This window comes from Rhodanobacter sp. KK11 (genome assembly GCF_033345435.1).
Lineage (GTDB): Bacteria > Pseudomonadota > Gammaproteobacteria > Xanthomonadales > Rhodanobacteraceae > Rhodanobacter.
Genome location: NZ_JAWPMI010000003.1, coordinates 471039 through 492934, shown reverse-complemented (window position 1 = coordinate 492934; position 21896 = coordinate 471039). Strand labels below are relative to the sequence as shown.

The 21896-nt window shown below is 66.7% G+C and carries 20 protein-coding genes; 17 read left to right on the top strand and 3 right to left on the bottom strand.

Translation table 11 applies throughout. The features are described from left to right. Positions 1–60: 60 nt before the first annotated feature. The 6 genes from hfq (at position 61) to R5H19_RS10190 (ending at position 5373) form a co-directional block, all read left to right on the top strand. Positions 61–348, top strand: coding sequence for an RNA chaperone Hfq (hfq, locus tag R5H19_RS10215; protein WP_318158884.1), 288 nt, complete (start codon positions 61–63; stop codon positions 346–348). A gap of 57 nt (positions 349–405) precedes the next feature. Beyond that, entirely contained in the window at positions 406–1707 is a 1302-nt protein-coding gene (gene hflX / locus R5H19_RS10210) for a ribosome rescue GTPase HflX (RefSeq protein ID WP_318158883.1), read from the top strand. A gap of 180 nt (positions 1708–1887) precedes the next feature. Further along, a complete protein-coding gene (gene hflK, locus R5H19_RS10205) occupies positions 1888–2958 on the top strand; it encodes an FtsH protease activity modulator HflK (protein WP_318158882.1) in 1071 nt (356 codons plus the stop codon). After that, the gene (gene hflC / locus R5H19_RS10200) at positions 2955–3824 is read left to right on the top strand and encodes a protease modulator HflC (RefSeq protein ID WP_318158881.1); all 870 of its coding nucleotides are present in this window, start codon (positions 2955–2957) and stop codon (positions 3822–3824) included. Before hflK ends, hflC begins: the two co-directional genes overlap by 4 nt. A gap of 10 nt (positions 3825–3834) precedes the next feature. After that, positions 3835–4017, top strand: coding sequence for a DUF2065 domain-containing protein (locus R5H19_RS10195; RefSeq protein ID WP_318158880.1), 183 nt, complete (start codon positions 3835–3837; stop codon positions 4015–4017). A gap of 63 nt (positions 4018–4080) precedes the next feature. Beyond that, positions 4081–5373: an adenylosuccinate synthase gene (locus R5H19_RS10190; protein ID WP_318158879.1), complete on the top strand. Its 1293-nt coding sequence runs from the start codon at positions 4081–4083 to the stop codon at positions 5371–5373. Between the two features lie 115 nt (positions 5374–5488). Here R5H19_RS10190 and R5H19_RS10185 read toward each other — a convergent pair whose 3' ends face one another. Beyond that, a complete protein-coding gene (locus R5H19_RS10185) occupies positions 5489–5986 on the bottom strand; it encodes a winged helix-turn-helix transcriptional regulator (RefSeq protein ID WP_318158878.1) in 498 nt (165 codons plus the stop codon). Positions 5987–6132: 146 nt separating this feature from the next. Here R5H19_RS10185 and R5H19_RS10180 point away from each other — a divergent pair, with 146 nt between their 5' ends. The 11 genes from R5H19_RS10180 to R5H19_RS10130 all read left to right on the top strand — a co-directional run bounded on the left by R5H19_RS10180 (position 6133) and on the right by R5H19_RS10130 (position 19401). Then, on the top strand, positions 6133–7413 hold the full coding sequence (locus tag R5H19_RS10180; protein ID WP_318158877.1) for a D-amino acid dehydrogenase: 1281 nt from the start codon (positions 6133–6135) through the stop codon (positions 7411–7413). Beyond that, positions 7413–8486 carry an alanine racemase gene (alr, locus tag R5H19_RS10175; protein WP_318158876.1) on the top strand — a complete coding sequence of 358 codons (1074 nt, stop codon included), beginning with the start codon at positions 7413–7415 and terminating at the stop codon, positions 8484–8486. Before R5H19_RS10180 ends, alr begins: the two co-directional genes overlap by 1 nt. Positions 8487–8614: 128 nt before the next feature. Next, entirely contained in the window at positions 8615–9241 is a 627-nt protein-coding gene (locus tag R5H19_RS10170; RefSeq protein ID WP_318158875.1) for an HD domain-containing protein, read from the top strand. A 221-nt stretch (positions 9242–9462) separates the two neighbouring features. Beyond that, positions 9463–9711 carry a helix-turn-helix transcriptional regulator gene (locus tag R5H19_RS10165; protein WP_318158874.1) on the top strand — a complete coding sequence of 83 codons (249 nt, stop codon included), beginning with the start codon at positions 9463–9465 and terminating at the stop codon, positions 9709–9711. Further along, positions 9708–10982: a type II toxin-antitoxin system HipA family toxin gene (locus tag R5H19_RS10160; protein ID WP_318158873.1), complete on the top strand. Its 1275-nt coding sequence runs from the start codon at positions 9708–9710 to the stop codon at positions 10980–10982. Before R5H19_RS10165 ends, R5H19_RS10160 begins: the two co-directional genes overlap by 4 nt. 70 nt (positions 10983–11052) lie before the next feature. Then, a complete protein-coding gene (locus R5H19_RS10155; protein WP_318158872.1) occupies positions 11053–12891 on the top strand; it encodes a class I SAM-dependent DNA methyltransferase in 1839 nt (612 codons plus the stop codon). Next, positions 12888–14231, top strand: a complete 1344-nt coding sequence (locus R5H19_RS10150) for a restriction endonuclease subunit S (RefSeq protein WP_318158871.1) — start codon at positions 12888–12890, stop codon at positions 14229–14231. The genes R5H19_RS10155 and R5H19_RS10150 overlap by 4 nt, the downstream gene beginning before the upstream one ends. Positions 14232–14252: 21 nt before the next feature. Continuing rightward, positions 14253–15182, top strand: coding sequence for an endonuclease NucS domain-containing protein (locus tag R5H19_RS10145; RefSeq protein ID WP_318158870.1), 930 nt, complete (start codon positions 14253–14255; stop codon positions 15180–15182). Positions 15183–15288: 106 nt separating this feature from the next. Next, positions 15289–15939, top strand: a complete 651-nt coding sequence (locus R5H19_RS10140; RefSeq protein ID WP_318158869.1) for a nucleotidyltransferase domain-containing protein — start codon at positions 15289–15291, stop codon at positions 15937–15939. After that, complete coding sequence (locus R5H19_RS10135) at positions 15908–16294, top strand: DNA-binding protein (protein ID WP_318158868.1); 387 nt, start codon at positions 15908–15910, stop codon at positions 16292–16294. The genes R5H19_RS10140 and R5H19_RS10135 overlap by 32 nt, the downstream gene beginning before the upstream one ends. Continuing rightward, on the top strand, positions 16291–19401 hold the full coding sequence (locus R5H19_RS10130) for a DEAD/DEAH box helicase family protein (RefSeq protein WP_318158867.1): 3111 nt from the start codon (positions 16291–16293) through the stop codon (positions 19399–19401). The genes R5H19_RS10135 and R5H19_RS10130 overlap by 4 nt, the downstream gene beginning before the upstream one ends. A gap of 71 nt (positions 19402–19472) precedes the next feature. On the opposite strand, the gene R5H19_RS10125 is transcribed toward R5H19_RS10130, so the two are convergent. Together R5H19_RS10125 and R5H19_RS10120 are read right to left on the bottom strand one after the other, a co-directional pair. Then, positions 19473–20519, bottom strand: coding sequence for a hypothetical protein (locus tag R5H19_RS10125; protein ID WP_318158866.1), 1047 nt, complete (start codon positions 20517–20519; stop codon positions 19473–19475). Between the two features lie 106 nt (positions 20520–20625). Beyond that, positions 20626–21873: a S8 family serine peptidase gene (locus R5H19_RS10120; protein ID WP_318158865.1), complete on the bottom strand. Its 1248-nt coding sequence runs from the start codon at positions 21871–21873 to the stop codon at positions 20626–20628. Positions 21874–21896 lie beyond the last annotated feature (23 nt).

The following is a 21896-nucleotide window of genomic DNA, read 5'->3' as shown; positions in this document are numbered from 1 at the left end:
TGGGCCGGGCGCCATTGGCGTTTTTTCTCCGGTCTGTCCGTGGCAAGGGGAGAACAAGAAATGTCCAAGGGGCAGTCGTTGCAGGATCCGTTTCTTAACGCGTTGCGGCGCGAACGCGTGCCGGTGGCCATCTACCTGGTCAATGGCATCAAGTTGCAGGGCACGGTCGAATCGTTCGACCAGTTTGTGGTGCTGCTGCGCAACCAGGTGAGCCAGATGGTCTACAAGCACGCCATCTCCACCGTGGTGCCGAGCCGCAACGTACGTATCGGCAATGGCCACGACGGCCATGAAGGCCACGACCACCAGGCCGACGCCCCGGCAGCCTCCACCGGCGCGGGCGCTTGATAGCAGGGGCATCCGCCCGCATGAAGTGGGTCTGCTCCTGGAGGACCATGCCCACTCGTGTTTGATCGACAGAAGAAAGGCGACCGTGCCGTGCTGGTGCTGCCGCATGCCCGCGGCGAAGGCGACGCGGCGCGTCGCGCCGGGGAGTTCACCGAGCTGGCGAAATCCGCCGGGGCCGAGGTGCTGGGCGTGATCAGCGCCCGCGTCGAGGATCCCAACCCGCGCTACTACATCGGTACCGGCAAGGCGGACGAGGTGGCCGAGGCCGCGCGCGCGCTGGAGGCCGACCTGGTGCTGGTCGACCACGTGCTGACCCCGGTGCAGGAGCGCAACCTGGAAAAGCACCTGGGCATCCGCGTGGTCGATCGTGCCGGGCTGATCCTGGACATCTTCGCCCAGCGCGCCCGTTCGCACGAAGGCAAGCTGGAAGTGGAGCTGGCCCAGTTGAAGCATCTAGCCACCCGGCTGGTGCGCGGCTGGACCCATCTGGACGCCCAGCGCGGCGGCGCCATCGGCAACCGCGGTCCCGGCGAGACCCAGCTGGAAACCGACCGCCGGCTGCTCGGCGAGCGGGTCAAGATGCTTACCAAACGGCTGGAAAAGGTGCAGGTTCAGCGCGGACAGCAACGGCGCTCACGGCTGCGCAACACGGTGCCGCGGGTCGCCCTGGTCGGCTATACCAACGCCGGCAAGTCGACCTTGTTCAATGCGCTGACCAGCGGCGGCGTGTATGCCGCCGACCAGTTGTTCGCCACGCTCGACCCCACCGTGCGCAAGCTGGAGGATCTCAGCTGCGGCCCGGCCGTGCTGGCCGACACCGTCGGCTTCATCCGCGAGCTGCCGCACGACCTGGTCGCCGCGTTCCGCGCCACCCTGGCCGAGGCGCGCGACGCCGACCTGCTGCTGCACGTCAGCGACGCCGCCGACGAAGAGCGTGAGCGCCTGCATCGCGTGGTCGACAAGGTGCTGGAGGAGATCGACGCCGGCGAGGTGCCGCAGCTGCAGGTGATGAACAAGATCGACCTGGCCGGTGCCGAACCGCGGATCGAGCGCGACGGCACCGGCAAACCGGTGCGGGTGTGGCTGTCTGCGGCCACCGGGGCCGGGTTGGGTCTGCTGCGCCAGGCGCTGGGTGAGCTGCTCGGCGGCGAACGGGTGCAGTCGGCGCTGCAGTTGCCGCTGTCGGCCGGCCGCCTGCATGCCCGGCTGAAGGCCGCTGGCGCGATCAGCGGCGAGACGGTGGACGAGCACGGCTGGCAGTTGCGCATCGACGCGCCGCGCAGCGTGATCGCCCCGCTCAGCGGCGGCGACCCCACCGAAACCCGCCTGCTCCGGCAACTGCTGGCTGTGGCGGAATGACGCCAGCGCGCGACGCGCGACGCCAGCCGCGCTCTGCTAGAATGGACGGCGTTTGCGCGGCTCCGGAAGACGGCTGGCGCAGCATCCCGACAGCCTTGGCTGAATATCGTGTACAACCCGGTGCAACGCGTGTTCCGGCCGTGGTTGCCGGCCTCCCGACGGCCCCCAGGAGACTGACTCGTGGCATGGAATGAACCCGGCAATAACGGGCAACGTGATCCGTGGAACAGGAACCGCCAGGGCGGCAAGTCGCCGCTGGACGACCTGCTCAACAACGCCAGGAAACGCCTGGGCAAGCTGGGGCAGGGTCCCGGCAGCCTTCTCACCGGCGTGGTGGTGCTGCTCGTCGTCGGCCTGCTGTTCAGCAGCTACACCATCATCGGTGCGCGCCAGGCCGGCGTGGTGCTGCGTTTCGGCGAGTATTCGCGCACCTTGCCGCCAGGCTTCCATCTGAAGTTGCCGCAGCCGATCGAATCGGTCACCAAGGTCGAGGCCACGCGGATCCGCTCGGTCACCGACAAGGTGGCGATGCTGACCAAGGACGAGAACATCATCACGATCGACTTCACCGTGCAGTACCAGGTGGACGATTCGCGCAAGTACCTGTTCTCGCTGAACGATCCCGACGGCACCATCGGCGCCGCCGCCGAGGCCGCCGTGCGCTCGGTGATCGGCAGCAGCGACATGGACCAGATCCTCTCCGCCGCCGGCGCCAGCCTGGTCGCCCAGGCGCAGGAGACTCTGCAGAAGACCCTGGACACCTATGATTCCGGCCTGCGCGTCACCGAGGTCAGCTTCCAGAACGTGGCGCCGCCGAACGAGGTGAAGGACGCGTTCGACGACGTCAACAACGCCCGCGAGGACAAGCAGAGCATCGAGAACGCCGCCCTGGCCTACGCCAGCAAGGTGGTGCCGGTGGCACGCGGCGATGCCGCGCGCATTGCCGCCGAGGCGGCCGGCTACAAGGCCGAGCGCGTCGCCCGGGCTACCGGTGACGCCGACCGTTTCGAGTTGCTGCTGAAGCAGTACAAGGCCGCCCCGGAAGTCACCCGCAAGCGGTTGTGGCTGGAAACGATGGAACAGGTGATGGCGAAGAACCCCAAGGTGATCGACGGCTCCGACGGCCGCAACATCATCAACCTGCCGGCGCTGCAGGGCTCGCCGGCTGCGACGCAGCCCGACGCGGGCACGACCGGCGCCGTGGTATCGCCGCCGGCCGGCAATGCGGCCGGCAAGGGAGCGCAGCCATGATCAAGGCCGGTTCCGCCATCGTTGCCTTGCTGGTGGTCCTGCTCGGCCTGAACAGCATGTTCGTGGTCAGCGAGGGACACAGCGCACTGCTGCTGCAGTTCGGCCGCATCGTGCACACCGACTACCAGCCGGGGCTGCACTTCAAGCTGCCGGTGATCCAGCAGGTGATGCACTTCGACAAGCGCATCCTGTCCCTGGACGCGCCGCCGGAGCGCTACTTCACCTCCGAGAAGAAGAGCGTCAACGTCGACTTCTACGTGAAGTGGCGCGTGGCCGACAACGCCGCGTACTACCGCGCCACCGGTGGCGACCAATTGCAGGCGGCGCAGCGGTTGACCCCGATCGTGAAGGACGCGCTGCGCTTCGAGTTCAACGCGCGCACCTTGCCCGACCTGATCTCCGGCGGGCGCAAGGACATCACCGAACGGGTGCGTGCGCAGACCGACGCCTCGGCGCGCAAGAACCTCGGCATCGCCGTGGTCGACGTGCGCATCAAGCGTATCGACCTGCCGAACGAGGTCAGCGAATCGGTGTACAAGCGCATGCGCGCCGAGCGCCTGCAACTGGCCAACGAACTGCGCTTCACCGGCCAGGAAGCGGCCGAGAAGATCCAGGCCGACGCCGACCGCCAGGGCCAGGTGCTGCGCGCCGACGCCCAGCGCGACGCGGCCAAGGTGAAGGGCGAGGGCGACGCGGAAGCGGCGGCCATCTACGCGCGGGCGTACAGCCAGGATCCGGAATTCTTCGCCTTCTACCGCAGCCTCGCGGCGTACCGCACTTCGTTCGAGGACGGCAGGGGCGTGCTGGTCCTGAAGCCCGACGACGAGTTGCTGCGCTACTTCGAACAGCCCGCGCCGAAACGCTGAGCCGGCCCGGATGAACCAGCTCGCCGCCGCGGTCTGCCTGATGCTGGTGATCGAGGGCCTGCTGCTGTTCGCAGCGCCGCGCGGCTGGCAGGCGGCGGTACGCGAGGCGCTGAAGTTGCCGCCGCGCACCCTGCGGCTGTTCGGTGCCGGCGCGATGGCGGTCGGCCTGGTGCTGTTGCAGTTTTTTCATTGATACGCGTGGCCCCGCCGACGGGGCGCCACCTACCTGAGCGAGAACATCGCGGAGTACAGCAGCATGGGCAAGTCAGTAGTCATTCTGGGTGCGCAATGGGGCGACGAGGGCAAGGGCAAGATCGTCGACTTGCTGACCGAGCGTGTCAGCGCGGTGGCGCGTTTCCAGGGCGGCCACAACGCCGGCCACACGCTGGTGATCAAGGGCAAGAAGACCGTGCTGCACCTGATCCCCTCGGGCATCCTGCGCGAGGACGCGCTGTGCCTGATCGGCAACGGCGTGGTGCTGTCGCCGGCCGCGCTGATGACCGAGATCGCCGAGCTCGAAGCAAACGGTGTCGAGGTGCGCTCGCGCGTCAAGATCAGCCCGGCCACGCCCCTGATCATGCCGTACCACATCGCGGTGGACAAAGCGCGTGAGGCCGCCGCCGGCAAGAGCGCGATCGGCACCACCGGCCGCGGCATCGGCCCGGCCTACGAGGACAAGGTCGCCCGCCGCAGCGTGCGCGTGGCCGACCTGATGTACCCGCACGAGCTGCCGGCGCTGCTGAAGACCGCCGTCGACTACCACAACTTCATCCTCACCCAGTGGCTGAAGGCCGAGCCGGTCGACTATGACGCCGTGCTCAAGGACGCGCTGGCCTGGGGCGAGTACATCCGTCCGCTGGTCGACGACGTCGCCACCATCCTGCACGACGTGCGCAGGGACGGCGGCAACATCCTGTACGAAGGCGCGCAGGGCGCGCTGCTCGACATCGACCACGGCACCTATCCGTACGTCACCTCGTCCAACACCACTATCGGCGGCGCGCTCGCCGGTACCGGCGTGGGCGTGGGCGACATCGACTACGTGCTGGGCATCTGCAAAGCCTACGCCACCCGCGTCGGCAGCGGCCCGTTCCCGACCGAGCTGCACGACGAGATGGGCGAGCTGCTGCGCAAGAAGGGCAACGAATTCGGCGCCAGCACCGGCCGTCCGCGCCGCTGCGGCTGGATCGACCTGGTGGCGCTGAAGCGCGCCACCCAGATCAACGGCATCAACGGCCTGGCCATCACCAAGCTCGACGTGCTCGATGGGCTGGACACCGTGAAGGTGTGCATCGCCTACGAATACCGCGGCAAGCGCCGCGAGCTGGCCCCGCTCGACGCGGACGGCTGGGACGAGTGCAAACCGGTCTACCTGGAATTCCCCGGCTGGCAGGAATCCACCGCCGGCATCCGCGACTGGAACCAGCTGCCGCCCGCCGCGCGCGCCTACCTGCGCGCGGTCGAGGAACTCTCCGGCTGCCGCCTGGCCCTGGTCGCCACCGGCGCGGACCGCGACGACACCATCGTGCTGGACGATCCGTTCGCGTAAACGTTGCCGCATCGTCGTCTCGTGAAACAGGCCCCGCATGTCGGGGCCTGTTTCGTCTGGTCGAGTGTTGGGGTTCGCTGGCGCTCACCCCAACCTACGTGGGTGGTTTCGCCTTCTATCTCGTGGGTTGCGCACGCTCGCCCACCGGCAGGCTGAGCGTTTCCTTGACCTCTTCCATCACGATGTAGCTTTTCGAATCGCGCACGTTCGGCAGGGTCAGCAAGGTGTTGCCAAGCAGCTTGCGGTACGAGGCCATGCCGGAGATGCGCGCCTTGATCAGGTAATCGAACGCGCCGGAGACGAGGTGGCACTCCAGCACGTTGGGCAGGCGCAGCGCGGCGTTGCGGAATTCCTCGAAGATGTCGCCCGACTTGTAGGCCAGGCTGATCTCCACGAATACCAGCAGGCCGGCGCCGACCATGTGCGGGTCGAGCCGCGCGTGGTAGCCGGTGATCACGCCGTCGCGTTCCAGCCGGCGCACGCGCTCGGTGCACGGCGTGGTGGACAGGCCCACTCGCTCGCCCAGCTCGGTGAACGAGATCCTCCCCTCGTCCTGCAACACGCGGAGGATTTTCCGGTCGATTTTGTCGAATTCCCGCCGCTTTGCCGCCATGGGTTCACCAAGGATCGCCAATCTTGCAGTGATTTTACCCGTCAACATGGCAAAAGACAGGAAACAAGATTGGTCGACCGTTCCTATACTTGTCGGGATCATTCCTGCGGCTGGCCGCAGGCCAACCGGCGGAAGGGGGGAACGCGATGCGGGTACTGATATTGGGCAGTGGCGTGATCGGCACGTGCAGCGCGTGGTACCTGGCGCGCGCCGGTTTCGAGGTGACCGTGGTGGATCGCGAAAGCGCGCCGGCACGCGAAACCAGCTTCGCCAACGCCGGCCAGATCTCGCCCGGCTACGCTTCGCCGTGGGCCGCCCCCGGCGTGCCGCTGAAGGCGCTGAAGTGGTTGTTCATGCGCCACGCGCCGTTGGCGATCCGCCCCGGCCTCGATCCGCAGCAATACCTGTGGCTGCTGCAGATGCTGCGCAACTGCACCGCCAGCCGCTACGCGATCAACAAGGCGCGCATGGTGCGCCTGTCCGAATACAGCCGCGACTGCATGGACGAATTGCGCGCCGAGACCGGGCTGGATTACGAAGGCCGCCAGCTCGGCACCGTGCAACTGTTCCGCACCCAGGCGCAGCTGGACGACGCGGCCAAGGACATCGCCGTGCTCAAGCAGTACGGCGTGCCGTACGAATTGCTCGACCGCGCCGGCATCGTGCGGGTGGAGCCGGCGCTGGCCGGGGTGGTCGACCAGCTCAGCGGCGCGCTGCGCCTGCCGAACGACCAGACCGGCGACTGCGAGCTGTTCACCCGCCGGCTCGCCGCGCGGGCAGAGGAGGCCGGCGTCGAGTTCCGCTTCGGCGCCACCGTGGAAAAGCTCGAGCACGACGGCAGCCGCCTTACCGGCGTGCGCATCGACGGCAAGCTCGAACGCGCCGATCGCTACGTGCTGGCACTGGGCAGCTACACGCCGCAGTTGCTGGCCCCGCTGGGCATCCGCCTGCCGGTGTACCCGCTGAAGGGTTACTCGCTGACCCTGCCGATCACCGACCCGGCGATGGCGCCCACCTCGACCATCCTCGACGAAACCTACAAGGTGGCGGTGACCCGTTTCGACCAGCGCATCCGCGTCGGCGGCATGGCCGAGGTGTCCGGCTTCGACCTGTCGCTGTCGCCGCGCCGCCGCGCCACCCTGGAAAAAGTGGTCGGCGACCTGTACCCGCACGGCGGTGACCTGAGCCACTCCACCTTCTGGACCGGCCTGCGCCCGGCCACCCCGGACGGCACGCCGGTGGTCGGCGCCACCCGGCTGGACAATCTCTACCTCAACACCGGCCACGGCACCCTGGGCTGGACCATGGCCTGCGGTTCCGGCCGCTACCTGGCCGACCTGATCGCAGGGCGCAAGCCGCAGATCAGCAGCGAGGGCCTGGACATCTCGCGCTACAGTTCACGCCCCGCCGCGGGAGTTCCTGCCTGATGCGCCCGGCACGTGCCCTGATCGACCTGGCCGCGCTGCGCCACAACTACCGTCTGGCGCGCGAGCTGGGCGGACGCAAGGCGCTGGCCGTGGTCAAGGCCGACGCCTACGGTCACGGTGCCGTGCGCTGCGCACAGGCACTGGAAGGCGAAGCCGATGGTTTCGCGGTGGCCTGCATCGAGGAAGCGCTGGAACTGCGCGAGGCCGGCATCCGCGCCCCGATCCTGCTGCTGGAAGGTTTCTTCGAAGCCGACGAACTCGCGCTGATCGACGCCCACGACCTGTGGTGCGTGGTGCAGGCCGAATGGCAGATCGACGCGATCGCGCGCGCGCGCCCGGCCAAACCATTCACGCTCTGGCTGAAGCTCGATTCGGGCATGCACCGGCTCGGCCTGGCCGCGTCGGATTACCGCGCCAGCCTGCAACGCCTGCAGGCCATGCCGCAGGTGCGCGAGGTGGTGGCGATGACCCACTTCGCCCGTGCCGACGAACTCGACTGCGCGCGCACCGATGAGCAGCGCGCGCTGTTCCACCAGGTGTGCGACGAGCTGCACTTGCCCGCCAGCCTCAGCAATTCCCCCGCGCTGCTTGGCTGGCCCACCGCGCAGGGCGAATGGGCGCGACCGGGCCTGATGCTGTACGGCGCCACGCCGTTCGCCGGCCCGCATCCGGTCGCCGACCGCCTGCAGCCGGTGATGACGGTAACCTCGAAGGTGATCGGCGTGCGCGAGCTGCCGCCTGGCGAGCCGATCGGCTACGGCGCCCGCTTCATCACACGGCGCCCCAGCCGCATCGGCGTCGTCGCCATGGGCTACGCCGACGGCTACCCGCAGTTCGCCCCCAACGGCACTCCGGTCAGCATCGACGGCCGGCCCGGCGAACTGGTCGGCCGCGTGTCGATGGACATGCTTACCGTCGACCTCACCGACCACCCCGCCGCCGGCCTCGGCAGCGAGGTCGAACTGTGGGGCAGGCAAGTGCCAGTCAGCGAACTGGCGCTGCACAGCGAGAGCAGTGCCTACCAGCTGCTGTGCGGATTGAAGCGCGTGCCGCGCAGCTACATCGGCGAGTGAATGCTGCCTGCTGCCTGCAGGAGGGCGGCAGGCAAAGCTCCTGACCTCCGGGACGTCCAGCCCCGATCTCGGCTCCTGCGACCCGCCGCGGCCACCATCGCGCGATAGGACCAATCAGGGGGAACGCCATGACTGCATTCACCGAGCGCTTCAGCCGCGCCGTCGACTACGCCCGCATCGCCCACGCCGCGCAATGCCGCAAGGGCTCGAACATCCCGTATCTCTACCACCTGCTCGGCGTGGCCAGCCTGGTGATCGAGTTCGGCGGCAACGAGGACCAGGCCATCGCCGGCCTGCTGCACGACACCATCGAGGATGGCGGCGCCGCGCATGAAGCAACCATCCGCGCGCAGTTCGGCGACGCCGTTGCCGACATCGTCAAGGACTGCACCGACGGCACCGCCGAAGGCAAGGCCAGCCACACCGACGCCGAGGCCAAACGCCGCAACTGGATCGAACGCAAGCTCGCCTACCTCGCGCATCTGAAGACCGCATCGGATCAGACCCTGCTGGTCAGCGCCTGCGACAAACTGCACAACGCCCGCGCCATCGTGCAGGACCTCGAAGACCCCGAGGTCGGCACCCGCGTGTTCGACCGCTTCACCGGCGGCCGCGCCTGTACGCTCGGCTATTACCAGGCGCTGGCGGAAATCTTCGTGGCGCGCGAGGTGCGCGTCGCCAAGGTGCTTGATGCCACGGTGGGCTGGATGCACGAGCTGGCAGGGGCAGAGGCGCGCACGTCTCTGTCTCCGTAGGGAATCCCGAAAGAGGCCGATGACGCCATTCCCGCCTTCGCGGGAATGGCGTGCAAAAAGGCGATTGTTCGATCCTCCTCGTCCATTGCACGGTTTTTCGCTCCACGGCCAGGCTGCGCCCGTCACCTCGATCATTGTTCCCGATCGGGATAATTTCTCTTGACTCGCTTGGTTGCGCGAGCAATTATCCCGGTCGGGATAATTAGCCAAGGCGGACGACCATGAACACGCCATTACCCCGATCGGGAAAAGACCTTGCGGTCTCTCCCGACGTCGAGATGATTGCGCAGGCCATTCGCGAAGCACGTCGACGGCACGGCCTGACGCAAACCCAGTTGGCCGGCCTGTCGGGTACGGGGTTGCGCTTCATCAGCGAACTGGAACGAGGCAAGCCCAACGTGGCCTTGAACAAGGTGCTTGGGGTGCTTGCCGTACTGGGTCTGCGCATACAGGTCGGAGGCGGGTCGTGACCGACAGGCTCCAGGTCCGGCTGTTCGACCGGCATATAGGCGAGTTGGGCATCGCCGGCGAAGTCCGCGCGCCGGAGGATTGGCGTTTCACCTACGCCGCCGAGTACCTGGCGTCGGTGCAGCCGGTCGCCTTGTCGGTGAGCCTGCCACTGCGCGCGGAGCCGTTTGTCGGAGCCATGGCCCGCAACTGGTTCGGCAACCTGTTGCCCGAAGGCCCGGTGCGCGAGGCCGTTGCGGCACGACTGCGCATTCCGGTGTGGGACGACTTCGAGTTGCTGGCCGCGATCGGCGGCGAGTGCGCCGGTGCGGTCAGCATCGTGTCGCCCGATGCCCCCGTGGCGGGTCCAGCGGACGTCTCGCTGGACCTGGAAACCCTGCTCGCCGCACAGGGTGGCGAAACCGGCGAGGCTTCCCTGGCGCTGATGGGCACACCGCGCAGGCTGTCGCTCGCCGGTGCGCAGGACAAGATCGCCGTCGTGCTCGGCGCCGACGGTTCCATCCGGCTCCCCGTGATCGGCGAGATCACCACGCACATCCTCAAGCCGGACAGCTTGCGCATCCGCGGCCTGCGCGATTTCGAGGCGTTCGGCCTCGCGCTCGCGCGTGCGGCAGGCCTGCAGGTGGCGGCATCCGCGATCGTCGCCGTGGCCGGGCACAAGGCATTGCTGGTCGAACGCTACGATCGTCACGTCGCGAAGAACGGCGATCTCGCCCGCCTGCATCAGGAAGACTTTTGCCAGGCGCTGGGCTATCCGGGCGAGCTCAAGTACGAAGCCGGTGGTGGTCCGACGCTGGCCCTGTGCGCCCACCTGATTCGCCAGCAACTGCGGCTGGGTCCCGTCGCCGTGCAGGCGCTGCTGGACTGGGTGATCTTCAACGTGATCATCGGCAACGCCGACGCACACGCCAAGAACCTCGCCCTGCTTTGCGGCCCGGATGGCCTGCGTCGCCTGGCGCCGTTCTACGATCTGGTGCCGACCATCGCGATATCAGAGCAGCTGATCGAACGAAAACCCGCGCTGGGCATCGGCAACGCGGCGCGCATCGACGAAGTGAGTGCCGCCGACTGGCAACGGTTCGCCGAAGCGACCGGCTATGCACCGCGTTTCGTGCAACGCCGGGTGATCGAGCTTGCCGGTCTGGTGCTGCATGCCATGGCCGGCACAGCGAGCGCGCTGATGGAGCAGGGCGCTGGCCAGGCGCGGATCGAAAAAGCCCGGGCAGCCATCAACCATAACGCGCTACGTCTGCTCGCCTCCCTGCAGGCATGATCTCCATGCAATCGAAGCGGACGACACATCGCTGCCGCCACGCCGTTGATCAAGGAATGTTCCGCAAGCCATGAACCAAACCTCGCTTTCCGCCCTGATCTGGTCCGTTGCCGACCTGCTGCGCGGTGATTACAAACAGTCCGAATACGGCCGGGTGATCCTGCCGTTCACCGTGCTGCGCCGTCTGGATTGCGTGCTGGCGCCGACCAAGCCGGCGGTGCTGGCCGAGTTCGAGGCCAAGAGCAAGGCCGGCCTCAACCCCGATCCGTTCCTGCTGCGCAAGGCGAAGCAGTCGTTCTACAACACCTCGAAACTCGACCTGCCCACGCTGCTGGGCGACCAGGACCACATCCGCCAGAACCTCTACACCTATGTGCAGAACTTCTCGCCCGCGGTGCGCGACATCTTCGAGCGCTTCGATTTCTTCACCCAGGTCGAGCGCCTGGGCAAGGCCAACCTGCTGTACCTGGTCACCGAGAAGTTCGCCCACATCAACCTGCACCCGCACGAAGTGGACAACGCGCAGATGGGCCTGGTGTTCGAGGAGCTGATCCGCAAGTTCGCGGAGATCTCCAACGAAACCGCCGGCGAGCACTTCACCCCGCGCGAAGTCATCCGGTTGATGGTCAACCTCATCTTCATCGAGGACGACGACGTGCTCGAACCCGGTAACGCCGTGGTGCGCACGATCTATGACCCGACGGCAGGAACAGGCGGCATGCTCTCGGTAGCCGCCGAGCATCTGCTGCAGCACAACCCCGATGCCAAGCTCGTTCTCTACGGGCAGGAGTTGAACGACGAGTCCTACGCCATCTGCAAGGCCGACATGCTGATCCGCGGCCAGGACGTGGCCAACATCGTCGCCGGCAACACACTCAGCGAAGACGGCCACGGCGGCCAGAAGTTCGACTACATGCTGTCCAATCCACCCTTCGGCGTGGAGTGGAAGAAGGTCGAGAAGGCGGTGCGCAAGGAGCACGAGGAGAAGGGCTTCGATGGCCGCTTCGGCCCTGGCCTGCCGCGCGTGTCCGACGGCTCCATGCTGTTCCTGCTGCACCTGCTGGCCAAGATGCGCCCGGCGAAGGACGGCGGCAGCCGCTTCGGCATCGTGCTCAACGGCTCGCCGCTGTTTACCGGCGGGGCGGGCAGCGGCGAAAGCGAGATCCGCCGCTACGTGCTGGAGAACGACCTGGTGGAAGCCATCATCGGCCTGCCCACCGACATGTTCTACAACACCGGCATCGCCACCTACGTGTGGATCATCTCCAACAAGAAACCCGCCGACCGCAAGGGCCACGTGCAGCTGATCGACGCCGGCAGCTTCTGGCAGAAGATGCGCAAGAGCCTCGGCAGCAAGCGCAAGGAAATGAGCGACGAACACATCGCCACCGTCACCCGCTTGTTCGGCGACTTCGCCGAAGCCGAGCTGGCCACCGTGTTCGACGCCGACGGCAAGGAAACCGGCCGCCAGGTGATCGCCGCCGCCGAATTCGCCCCCGAGCCGCCCGCCGGCGGCAAGGTCAAGATCGCGCCGATCGCACGCATCTTCAGGAACGAGGACTTCGGCTACACCACCATCACCGTCGAGCGCCCGCTGCGCGACGAGCAGGGCAAGCTGGTGCTGGGCCAGAAAGGAAAGCTCAAGGGCAAGCCACAGCCCGACAGTTCACTGCGCGACACCGAGAACGTGCCGCTGGGCGAGAACATCAAGGCCTACTTCAAGCGCGAAGTGCTGCCGCACGCGCCCGACGCGTGGATCGACGAAACCAAGAGCAAGGTCGGCTACGAGATCCCGTTCAACCGCCACTTCTACGTGTTCGAGCCACCGCGTGATTTGCGCGAGATCGACGAGGAGCTGAAGGGCGTGTCGGCGCGGATCATGGCGATGCTGGGGGAGTTGGCGGAATGAGCTTGCCGAGGTATGCGGAGTACAAGGACAGCGGGGTGCCTTGGTTGGGTGAGGTGCCAGCGCATTGGCAGGCTCGACGACTAAAGACGCTGTCGCCTGCGATCACAGTGGGCATAGTGGTCAACCCAAGTGAATACATCTCCAATGCTGGGCTGCCCTTTATCTACGGTGGGGACATATCAGAGGGCCATATATCGACGAAATCGTGCCGGCGCATCACTCCCGTCGATAGCGCCAAACAGCCTAAGACACGCTTGAATGCAGGCGATTTGCTGACGGTGCGGGTCGGTGCCCCTGGCGTCACCGCCGTCGTCACGGATGAGTGCGAAGGCGGCAACTGCGCCTCGGTCATGTTAATCAGGCGAGGAGACTTTGAATCCGGTTGGCTCTGCTACGTTATGAACTCCCGGGTAGTGAGATACCAAGTTGAGGTCGTGCAGTACGGTGCCGCGCAGGAGCAATTCAACATCGGTCATGCGATTAACTTCTGGGTCGCAATGCCTTCTGGCGAAGAACAATCCGCCATCACCGCCTTCCTCGATCGCGAGACTGGCAAGATCGATGCGCTGATTGCCGAGCAGGAAAAGCTGCTGATGCTGCTGGCCGAAAAGCGCCAGGCCACCATCTCCCATGCCGTCACCCGCGGCCTCAACCCCAACGCCCCGATGAAAGACTCCGGCGTGCCGTGGCTGGGCGAAGTGCCGGCGCATTGGAACGTGCTGATGTTGCGTCGCGTAGTGATCGCGTTTGAACAAGGCTGGAGCCCCGAGTGCGAGGCCCGTCTCGCTGACGAACAGGAATGGGGAGTGCTCAAGGCTGGTTGCGTCAACGGCGGACAATTCCATCCGGACGAGCACAAGGCGCTTCCCGTGTCTCTGGAGCCGCGTCCAGACCTGGAAGTGCAACATGGAGATGTGCTCATGTCCCGCGCCAGCGGATCGCCGCAGTTGATCGGCTCCGTTGCCTGTGTAGATCACCCACCAGCGCGCTTGATGCTTTCCGACAAGATTTTCCGCTTGCGCCTTGCACAGGACATCGCTCCGCGATTCTTCGCGTATGCGATGCGATCAGCGCCATTGCGCGTGCAGATCGAACAGGCGATTGGCGGCGCCGAGGGTTTGGCAAACAATCTTCCGCAGGCACGCATCAAGGATTTCTGGTTCGCCGTACCACCCGAGGCCGAGCAGCACGAAATAGCGCGCCACATCGAGCAGGCGCTTGATTATTTCGACTCGCTGGAATCCCAAGCACAGCGATCTATCGCCTTGCTCAAAGAGCGCCGCAGCGCCCTGATCTCTGCCGCCGTCACGGGCAAGATCGACGTGAGGCAAGTTGCATGAACCATCCAAGGGGGTTTGCCAATGAGGAACTACTACCGCGTCATGCTGGGCAGGCGCAGCGTCCACGCAGACGAGTGCTTACGCGGCGGATTCATCGGCGCTGACTTCGGTATCGAGCAGGATCTCGGCGGCCGTCTGCCGGACGAGTGGCGTGAGTTCAACAAGGCCTTCATCCCGATCTATCTCGCCGGCCATCCAGACAAGACCCGGATCGGTGCGGGGCTTGCCTGCGGTGCGCTTTGGACGATTGCCAAGGGCATCGCCAAAGGCGACATCGTGTTATGTCCGGATGGTTCGGGCAGCTATCGTGCCGGCGAAGTAGTGGGCGACTACCAGTACGCGCCCGGGAATGTCTTGCCGCACCGCCGTGCGGTGCGCTGGCTGGATGTGGCCATCGCCCGCTCGGCCATGAGCGAGGCGCTGCAGAATTCCACCGGCTCCATCGGCACGGTGTCCACCATCACGTCGTATGCAACGGAGATTGAGCGCTTTCTCGGCGAAGCGCCGGTGCCGGTCACGGTGGTGGCGACCGATCCGGTGATCGAGGATCCGCTGGCCTTCGCGATGGAAAAACACCTGGAGGATTTCCTGGTTGGCAACTGGGGCCAGACCGAGCTGAGCCGAGAGTTCGCCATCTACGAGGAGGACGGCGAGGCCGTCGGTCAGCAGTACGCCACGGATGCCGGCCCGATCGACATCCTGGCGGTGAGCCGTGACCGCATGCGTCTGCTGGTAGTGGAGCTCAAGCGTGGCCGCGCCAGCGATGTGGTGGTTGGCCAGACCCTGCGCTACATGGGCTACGTCAAGGAGCAGATCGCCGAGCCGGGGCAAACGGTAGAAGGGGCCATCATTGCGCTGGAAGATGACCGCAAGCTTCGTTGGGCATTGGCAGCCGTGCCGAATATCCGGTTCTACCGGTATCAGGTGAGCTTTCGGTTGGTTGCGGCTTGATGGCGAGGGACGGCAATCCGGGCAATCGGGGGAGCATTTCACGCCCTTGCGCATGTGTTGCTGATTTAGCAACATTCGTTGCCATATGAGCAACACTTCCGCCCTGATGGATCTGCTGTTTCCCGCCACCCGGCAACGGGTGTTGGCGCAGTTGCTGTTGAACCCGCAGGAAAGTTTCCATCAGCGCGAGCTGGCGCGACTGACCGGCAGCCACGCGGGCACGCTCGGGCGCGAACTGGACAAGTTGGTGGGGGCTGGCCTGGTGCTGTGCAGCGAGCAGGGCAACCAGGTGCGCTACCAGGCGGATGCACGGTGTCCGTTGTTCGTCGAACTGGCGGTCATGTTCCGCAAGACCCTCGGGATGGTGCCGGTGCTGCGGGAGGCCTTGGTGCCACTGGCGGGTAGTATCGACGTGGCGCTGGTGTTTGGCTCGATGGCTCGCGGCACGCAGTCGGCCGGCAGCGACATCGACCTGCTGGTGGTGGGCAAGGCCGGTTTTGCCGAACTGGTGCAGGCGTTGTATCCGGCGCAGCAGTCGTTGCAGCGCGAAATCAACCCGGTGCTGTATGCGCCGGCGGAATTTCGTCGACGGGCAGCCAGTGGCGATGCGTTTGTCCGCCGGTTTCTGGACCAGCCCAATGTGTTCCTGATGGGGGATAAGGATGACCTTGCAGAACTTGCTGGCGATCAAGCGCCTGCTGGCGCACGCGCCAGACGGCGCAGCGGTGCGCAAACTGCTGGAGGCGGCACAACGTAATCTGGCGGATGCGAACGTCGCGACCATCAGTACCGACAACCGCTTCGACGCGGCCTACAAGTGCCTGATGCAGTGCGCGATGCTTGGCCTGTGGGCCAGCGGCTATCGCACGGCGACCAGCCAACCAAGCGATCACCAGACCGCGATCCAGTGCCTGACTTTGACTATGGGCGTGCCGGCGCCTACCGTGATCGTGCTGGATGCCTTGCGCAAGCAGCGCAATCTCAGTGATTACGAGGGTGATCCGATTTCCGAGGCGACGTTGGCCTCCTGTCTGGACGAGGCGGGGAAACTGTTGGCGCATACCAGGCAATGGTTGTGCGACCACCATCCCGAGCTGCTGGGTGCCGCATGAACCTGCATCAGGAACACCACTTCGAAGCGGAAATCTGCGCGCACCTCGCCGCGCACGGCTGGCTCTACGGCGAAGGCGATGCCGAACACTACGACCGCACGCATGGCCTGTACCTGCCCGACCTGCTGGCCTGGATCGAAGCGACCCAGCCGGACAGCTGGCAGCGCCTCGCCAGGACCCACGGTGCCGCAGCCGCCGAGCGCATCGCCGAACGCGTGCGCAAGAACCTCAACGAGCGCGGCACGCTGGAGGTGCTGCGTCGGGGCGTGGAGATGCTCGGGCTGAAGGAGCCGCTGTCGCTGGTGCAGTTCAAGCCGGCGCTGGCGATCAACCCGGTGATCCAGCAGCACTACGCGGCGAACCGGCTGCGCGTGGTGCGCCAGGTGCGGCATTCGCCGAACAACGCGCAGGACGCGCTGGACCTGGTGCTGTTCGTCAACGGCATCGCGGTGGCCACGGCCGAGCTGAAATCCGATTTCACCCAGAGCGTCAACGATGCGGTGGATCAGTACCGCTTCGACCGGCATCCGCAGCCCAGGGGCGGGCAGCTCGAACCGCTGCTGGGTTTCCCCGGCGGCGCGCTGGTGCATTTCGCGGTGAGCCAGACCGAGGTGATGATGACCACGCGGCTGGCCGGGCCGGCCACGCGTTTCCTGCCGTTCAACCGCGGCAATCACGGCGCGGCCGGCAATGCGCCGAACCCGGACGGCTTTGCCACGGCGTACCTGTGGGAAGAGGTATGGGCGCGCGACAGCTGGCTGGAGATCCTGGGCCGCTACCTGATCGGCAAGCGCGACGACAAGAAGCAGCTCACGGGCGTGATCTTCCCGCGCTACCACCAGCTCGACGCCACGCGGAAGCTGGTGGCCGACTTGCTGACGCAAGGGCCGGGGCAGCGCTACCTGATCCAGCATTCGGCCGGCTCGGGCAAGACCAACTCGATCGCGTGGAGCGCGCACTTTCTGGCCGACCTGCACGATGCCACGAACAGGAAAATGTTCGACAGCGTGCTGGTGGTGTCCGACCGCAACGTGCTGGACGCGCAGTTGCAGGAGGCGATCTTCGACTTCGAGCGCACCACCGGCGTGGTGGAAACCATCACCAGCGAGCACGGCAGCAAGAGCGCGCAGCTCGGCCAGGCGCTGAAGGACGGCAAGAAGATCATCGTCTGCACCATTCAGACGTTTCCGTTTGCGCTGCAGGCGGTGCAGGAGATGGCAGCCACCGAGGGCAAGTGCTTCGCGGTGATCGCCGATGAAGCCCACAGCTCGCAGACCGGTGAAGCAGCGGCCAAGCTCAAGCAGCTGTTGAGTGCGGAGGAGCTTGCCGAACTGCAGGACGGCGGCGAGATCGACACCGAGACCCTGCTGGCTGCCGGCATGTCGGCGCGGGCGGGCGGCAACCGGGGCCTGACCTACGTGGCATTCACCGCCACGCCCAAGCAGAAGACGCTGGAGCTGTTCGGGCGGCTTGGCAATGACGGGCTGCCGCAGCCGTTCCACGTGTATTCGATGCGCCAGGCGATCGAGGAAGGCTTCATCCTCGACGTGCTGAAGAACTACACGCCGTACAAGCTCGCCTTCAAGCTGGCCCACGATGGCAAGGAGTACGACCAGACCCAGGTGGAACGCAGCGCGGCGATGAAGGGGATCATGCAGTGGGTTCGCCTGCATCCCTACAACATCGCGCAGAAGGTGCAGATCGTGGTGGAGCATTACCGCGAGAACGTGCAGCCGTTGCTGGCAGGCCAGGCCAAGGCGATGGTGGTGGTCGGCAGCCGCAAGGAGGCGGTGCGCTGGCAGAAGGCGATCCGCGGCTACATCGAGCGGCAGCACTACGCGCTGGGCGTGCTGGTGGCGTTCTCCGGCGAGGTGAATGACCCCGAGAGCTATCCGCAGGCGGTGACCGAGACCAGCATCGACCTCAATCCCGGCCTCAAGGGCCGCGACATCCGCGACGCGTTTGCCGATCCCGGTTATCACCTGCTGCTGGTCGCCAACAAGTTCCAGACCGGCTTCGACCAACCGCTGCTGTGCGGCATGTACGTGGACAAGATGTTGGGCGGCATCCAGGCAGTACAGACGTTGTCACGGCTGAACCGCGCGCACCCGGGCAAGGACACCACCTACATTCTCGACTTCGTCAACGAGGCGACTGAGATCCTCAAGGCGTTCAAGACCTACTACGACACCGCTGAACTGGAAGCGACCACCGATCCGCACCTGGTCTTCGACCTGCGCGCCAAGCTCGATGCCAGCGGTCACTACGACGACTTCGAAGTGGAGCGTGTCGCGAAAGTGGAGACCGATCCGCACGGCACGCAGGCTCAGCTCAGCAGCGCCATCGCGCCCGTAGCCGACCGCTTGCTCAAGCGCTACAAGGCCGCGCAGCAGGCGAGGGCCGCCGCACTGGTCGCCGGCGACGACAAGACGGCGGAGTCGAACAAGGACGTGCTCGATGCGCTGGTGCTGTTCAAGAACGACATGGGCGCGTACGTGCGCCTGTATGCCTTCCTGTCGCAGGTGTTCGACTACGGCAACACCGATATCGAGAAACGCTTCATCTTCTACAAGCGGCTGATCCCGTTGCTGGAATTCGGTCGCGAGCGCGACACGGTGGACCTGTCCAAGGTGGTGTTGACGCACCACACGCTGCGCAGCGCCGGACGCCAGCCGCTCAACCTCAATGGCGACGGCAGCTACAAGCTGCCGCCGATGGATGCGGTGGGCAGCGGTTCGGTGCAGGAGAAGCAACGGGCGTATCTGGCCGAGATCATCCAGAAGGTCAACGGCCTGTTCGAGGGCCAGCTTACCGACGACGACCAACTGGTCTACGTCAACGGCGTGCTCAAGGGCAAGCTGCTGGAAAACGACACCCTCGTGCAGCAGGCCGGCAGCAACAGCAAGGAGCAATTCGCCAACTCGCCCGACCTCAAGCACGCGCTGATGCACGCCATCATGGATGCGCTGGAGGCTCACTCCAGCATGAGCACCCAGGCGCTCGGCTCCGAGCGCGTACGTGATGGACTGAAAGACATCCTGCTGGGGCCGGCACAGTTGTATGAGGCGCTGCGGGCCAAGTCGCAAGGCGGGACGATGGCGCCATAACTGATGGATTTGCCGAGCCAACGAAAGAGCCCCCGCAAGCGGGGGCTCCTGCTTTCTACGGTGCTGCTGGCTTAGTGCTGCTGCGCATTCGCGCTGGCTCCGGCATCGCCGTCGGCTTGCGCCGAGGTAGAGATGCCGTCGCGGGCCGAACCGTGGGCACTGGCCTGGCCGCCGGCGCGGCCGCTGGCGTTGGCCGCGCCGCGGGTGCCGGAGGTCGAGCCGGCGTTGGCGTTCGTGTTGCCGTTGGCTGCACCGGAGCCCGACACGTCGATCGTCTTGTCACCAGCGCCGCGCACGGCGTTGGACATCGGCGACAGCAGGCGCGGTTGCGGGGTCGCGGCGTTACCCGACGGCTGGCGTGCGGCGTTCGCGCCGGCCGAGCTGGCCTGCGACGCGCTGCCCGCCGCGTCGGTACCGAGCGAGCCGGCGGTATGCGCCGATTGGGTGCCGGTGGCGGTAGCTTGGCGGGCGGCGCTCAGTCCGGCGTTGGCCGAACCTTCGGCCGCACCCTCGGCGCTCGCGGAGGCGTTGCCGGCCGTGTTCTGTACACGGCCCAGCGCACCCCGGGTGCCGCGTTTGGCCGTCGAGACGGCCGAACGCGATTGGCTGGCGGCCTGGCCTGCAGCACCGGTCGCGGCGTCGCGCATGCCCGAAGCGTCGACGGCGCCGGTCGCGGTCGAACCCAGTTCTCCCGCGCCACCCAGCGCAGCCTGGTTGCCGGCGGTGCCGGCGTTGGCGCCGGCTGCACCGGTGAGGCCGGCGGCGGTGTCGGCGGCCGCCTGGCCGTTCACCTGGCGGGCAGTCTGGCCGGCGGTGTTCGTCGCCGAAGCGGCGGTCGCCGCGGCGCGCTGGCGCAGACGTTCGGCGCGCCGTTCGGCAGCTCGCGTGTTGATGTCGGGCGCATGCAGGTTGCCCATGCCGCGCGCGGAGCCGCCGATCTGGCCGCCCACCTGGCCCATCGTGGAATGGATCGGGCCGTTCATCCCGCCGGTGATGCCGCCGGTGAGCGAGCCGCCACCCAGCACCTGGGCATGCGCCGGGACCATCGCGGCCAGAGCCAGCGCGCCGGCGAACAGGGCGGTGTTGAGGGTTTTGTGGTTGAGGGTCGTGTTGCGCATGGTGGGACCTCCTGCCTGCGGCCGATCCGCGGCTTCCGGGGTCCTGTACGCCGCTGCCGGAACGATCCTTCCATCGCGGCGGGTTGCGGTCGGCTTTTGTTCAGCTTCAGGGCGACAGCAGGCCGTAGCCGTAGCGCGGGTCGTGGCCCGGGGCGCCGAGGGGGCGGGCTGCATCGATCAGTTGCTGCTGTACCTGTGCCGCGGCGCCCTCGCGAGGAGCGTCCAGCAGCTGGGCCGCTTTTCGCGCCACGATCGGCGCCGCGAACGAGGTGCCGCGCAGCGCGTTGCGGCCGCTGCCGACCACGCCGGACGCGCAGAAATCCACCTGCTCGCCACTGCCGGATTCGGGCAGCACGCGGTCGCGTGCGTCGACGCCGCTGACCCCGATCACGCCCGGGTACGCCGCGGGAAACAGCGGCGGTGCCGCGGGTCCGTCGTTGCCGACCGCGCTGACCAGCACGTGGCCGCGCGCGATCATCGCCTGCACCGCACGCGCGAGCACCGGGTTGTCGGGGCCGACCAGGCTGATGTTGATCACCGCCACGTGCTCGCGCGCCATCCACGCGAGCGCGTCGACGAGGTTCGAGGTGGCGCCGCCGACCGCATCGCCGCACCACAGGTCGGCGGCGTACAGCGTGTCCGGGTCGCCTTCGACGAGGCGGGCGGCAACGGCAGTCCCGTGCCGCGATACGGTCGCCGTCCGGCAACCATGCCGTTCGATGCGCGCACGTGCGAGCGCAGGATCGGCCGGGTCGACGCCGCCATCGACCAGGCCCACGCGTCGCGCCGGCGCGCCGGACGACGGGGTCGCCGCGCTGGTTGCGTTGGCCACGTCAGCATGGCCCGCGGGCAGGTAGAGGTGCTGGTAGGTAAACGTCGCATCCGGCGCGGCACGCTGCAAGGCGCGCATGGCTCTGGCCGTACTGCGACGGCGGGTGTCGTGCAGCACCACGAAGTCCAGCCCCAGCGTCGCGTCCGCCGGCGTCGCGCGATCCACGTTGACGCCCAGCGCCCGCACCGCGTCGAGTTGCGCATCCGACAGGCCGATGGCGAGAAATTCGCCGCGCAGGATCGGCGCACCGTGGGGATCGAGGTCGACGCGCCGCGGCTCGCTGCGTCGCAGCGCGTCGATCTGCAATTTTCGCGTGAGGGCCAGCGGTCCGCGCAACAGGTCGTCCACGCTGCGCAAGGGCGAGGCGGGAACCACGCCGGGCAGGCCCACGCCGGGGACCTGCACGTTCGGCAGACCCTGCACCGGGCCGAGCACCTGCGCCTGTGCAGGCGCCGCGCTCATCGTGGCAAGTGCGATGGCCAGCAACGTGACGAGCATGGTGGACGAGCGGCGCAAGGGCATGGCCAACGGCCTCGGGAGCAACG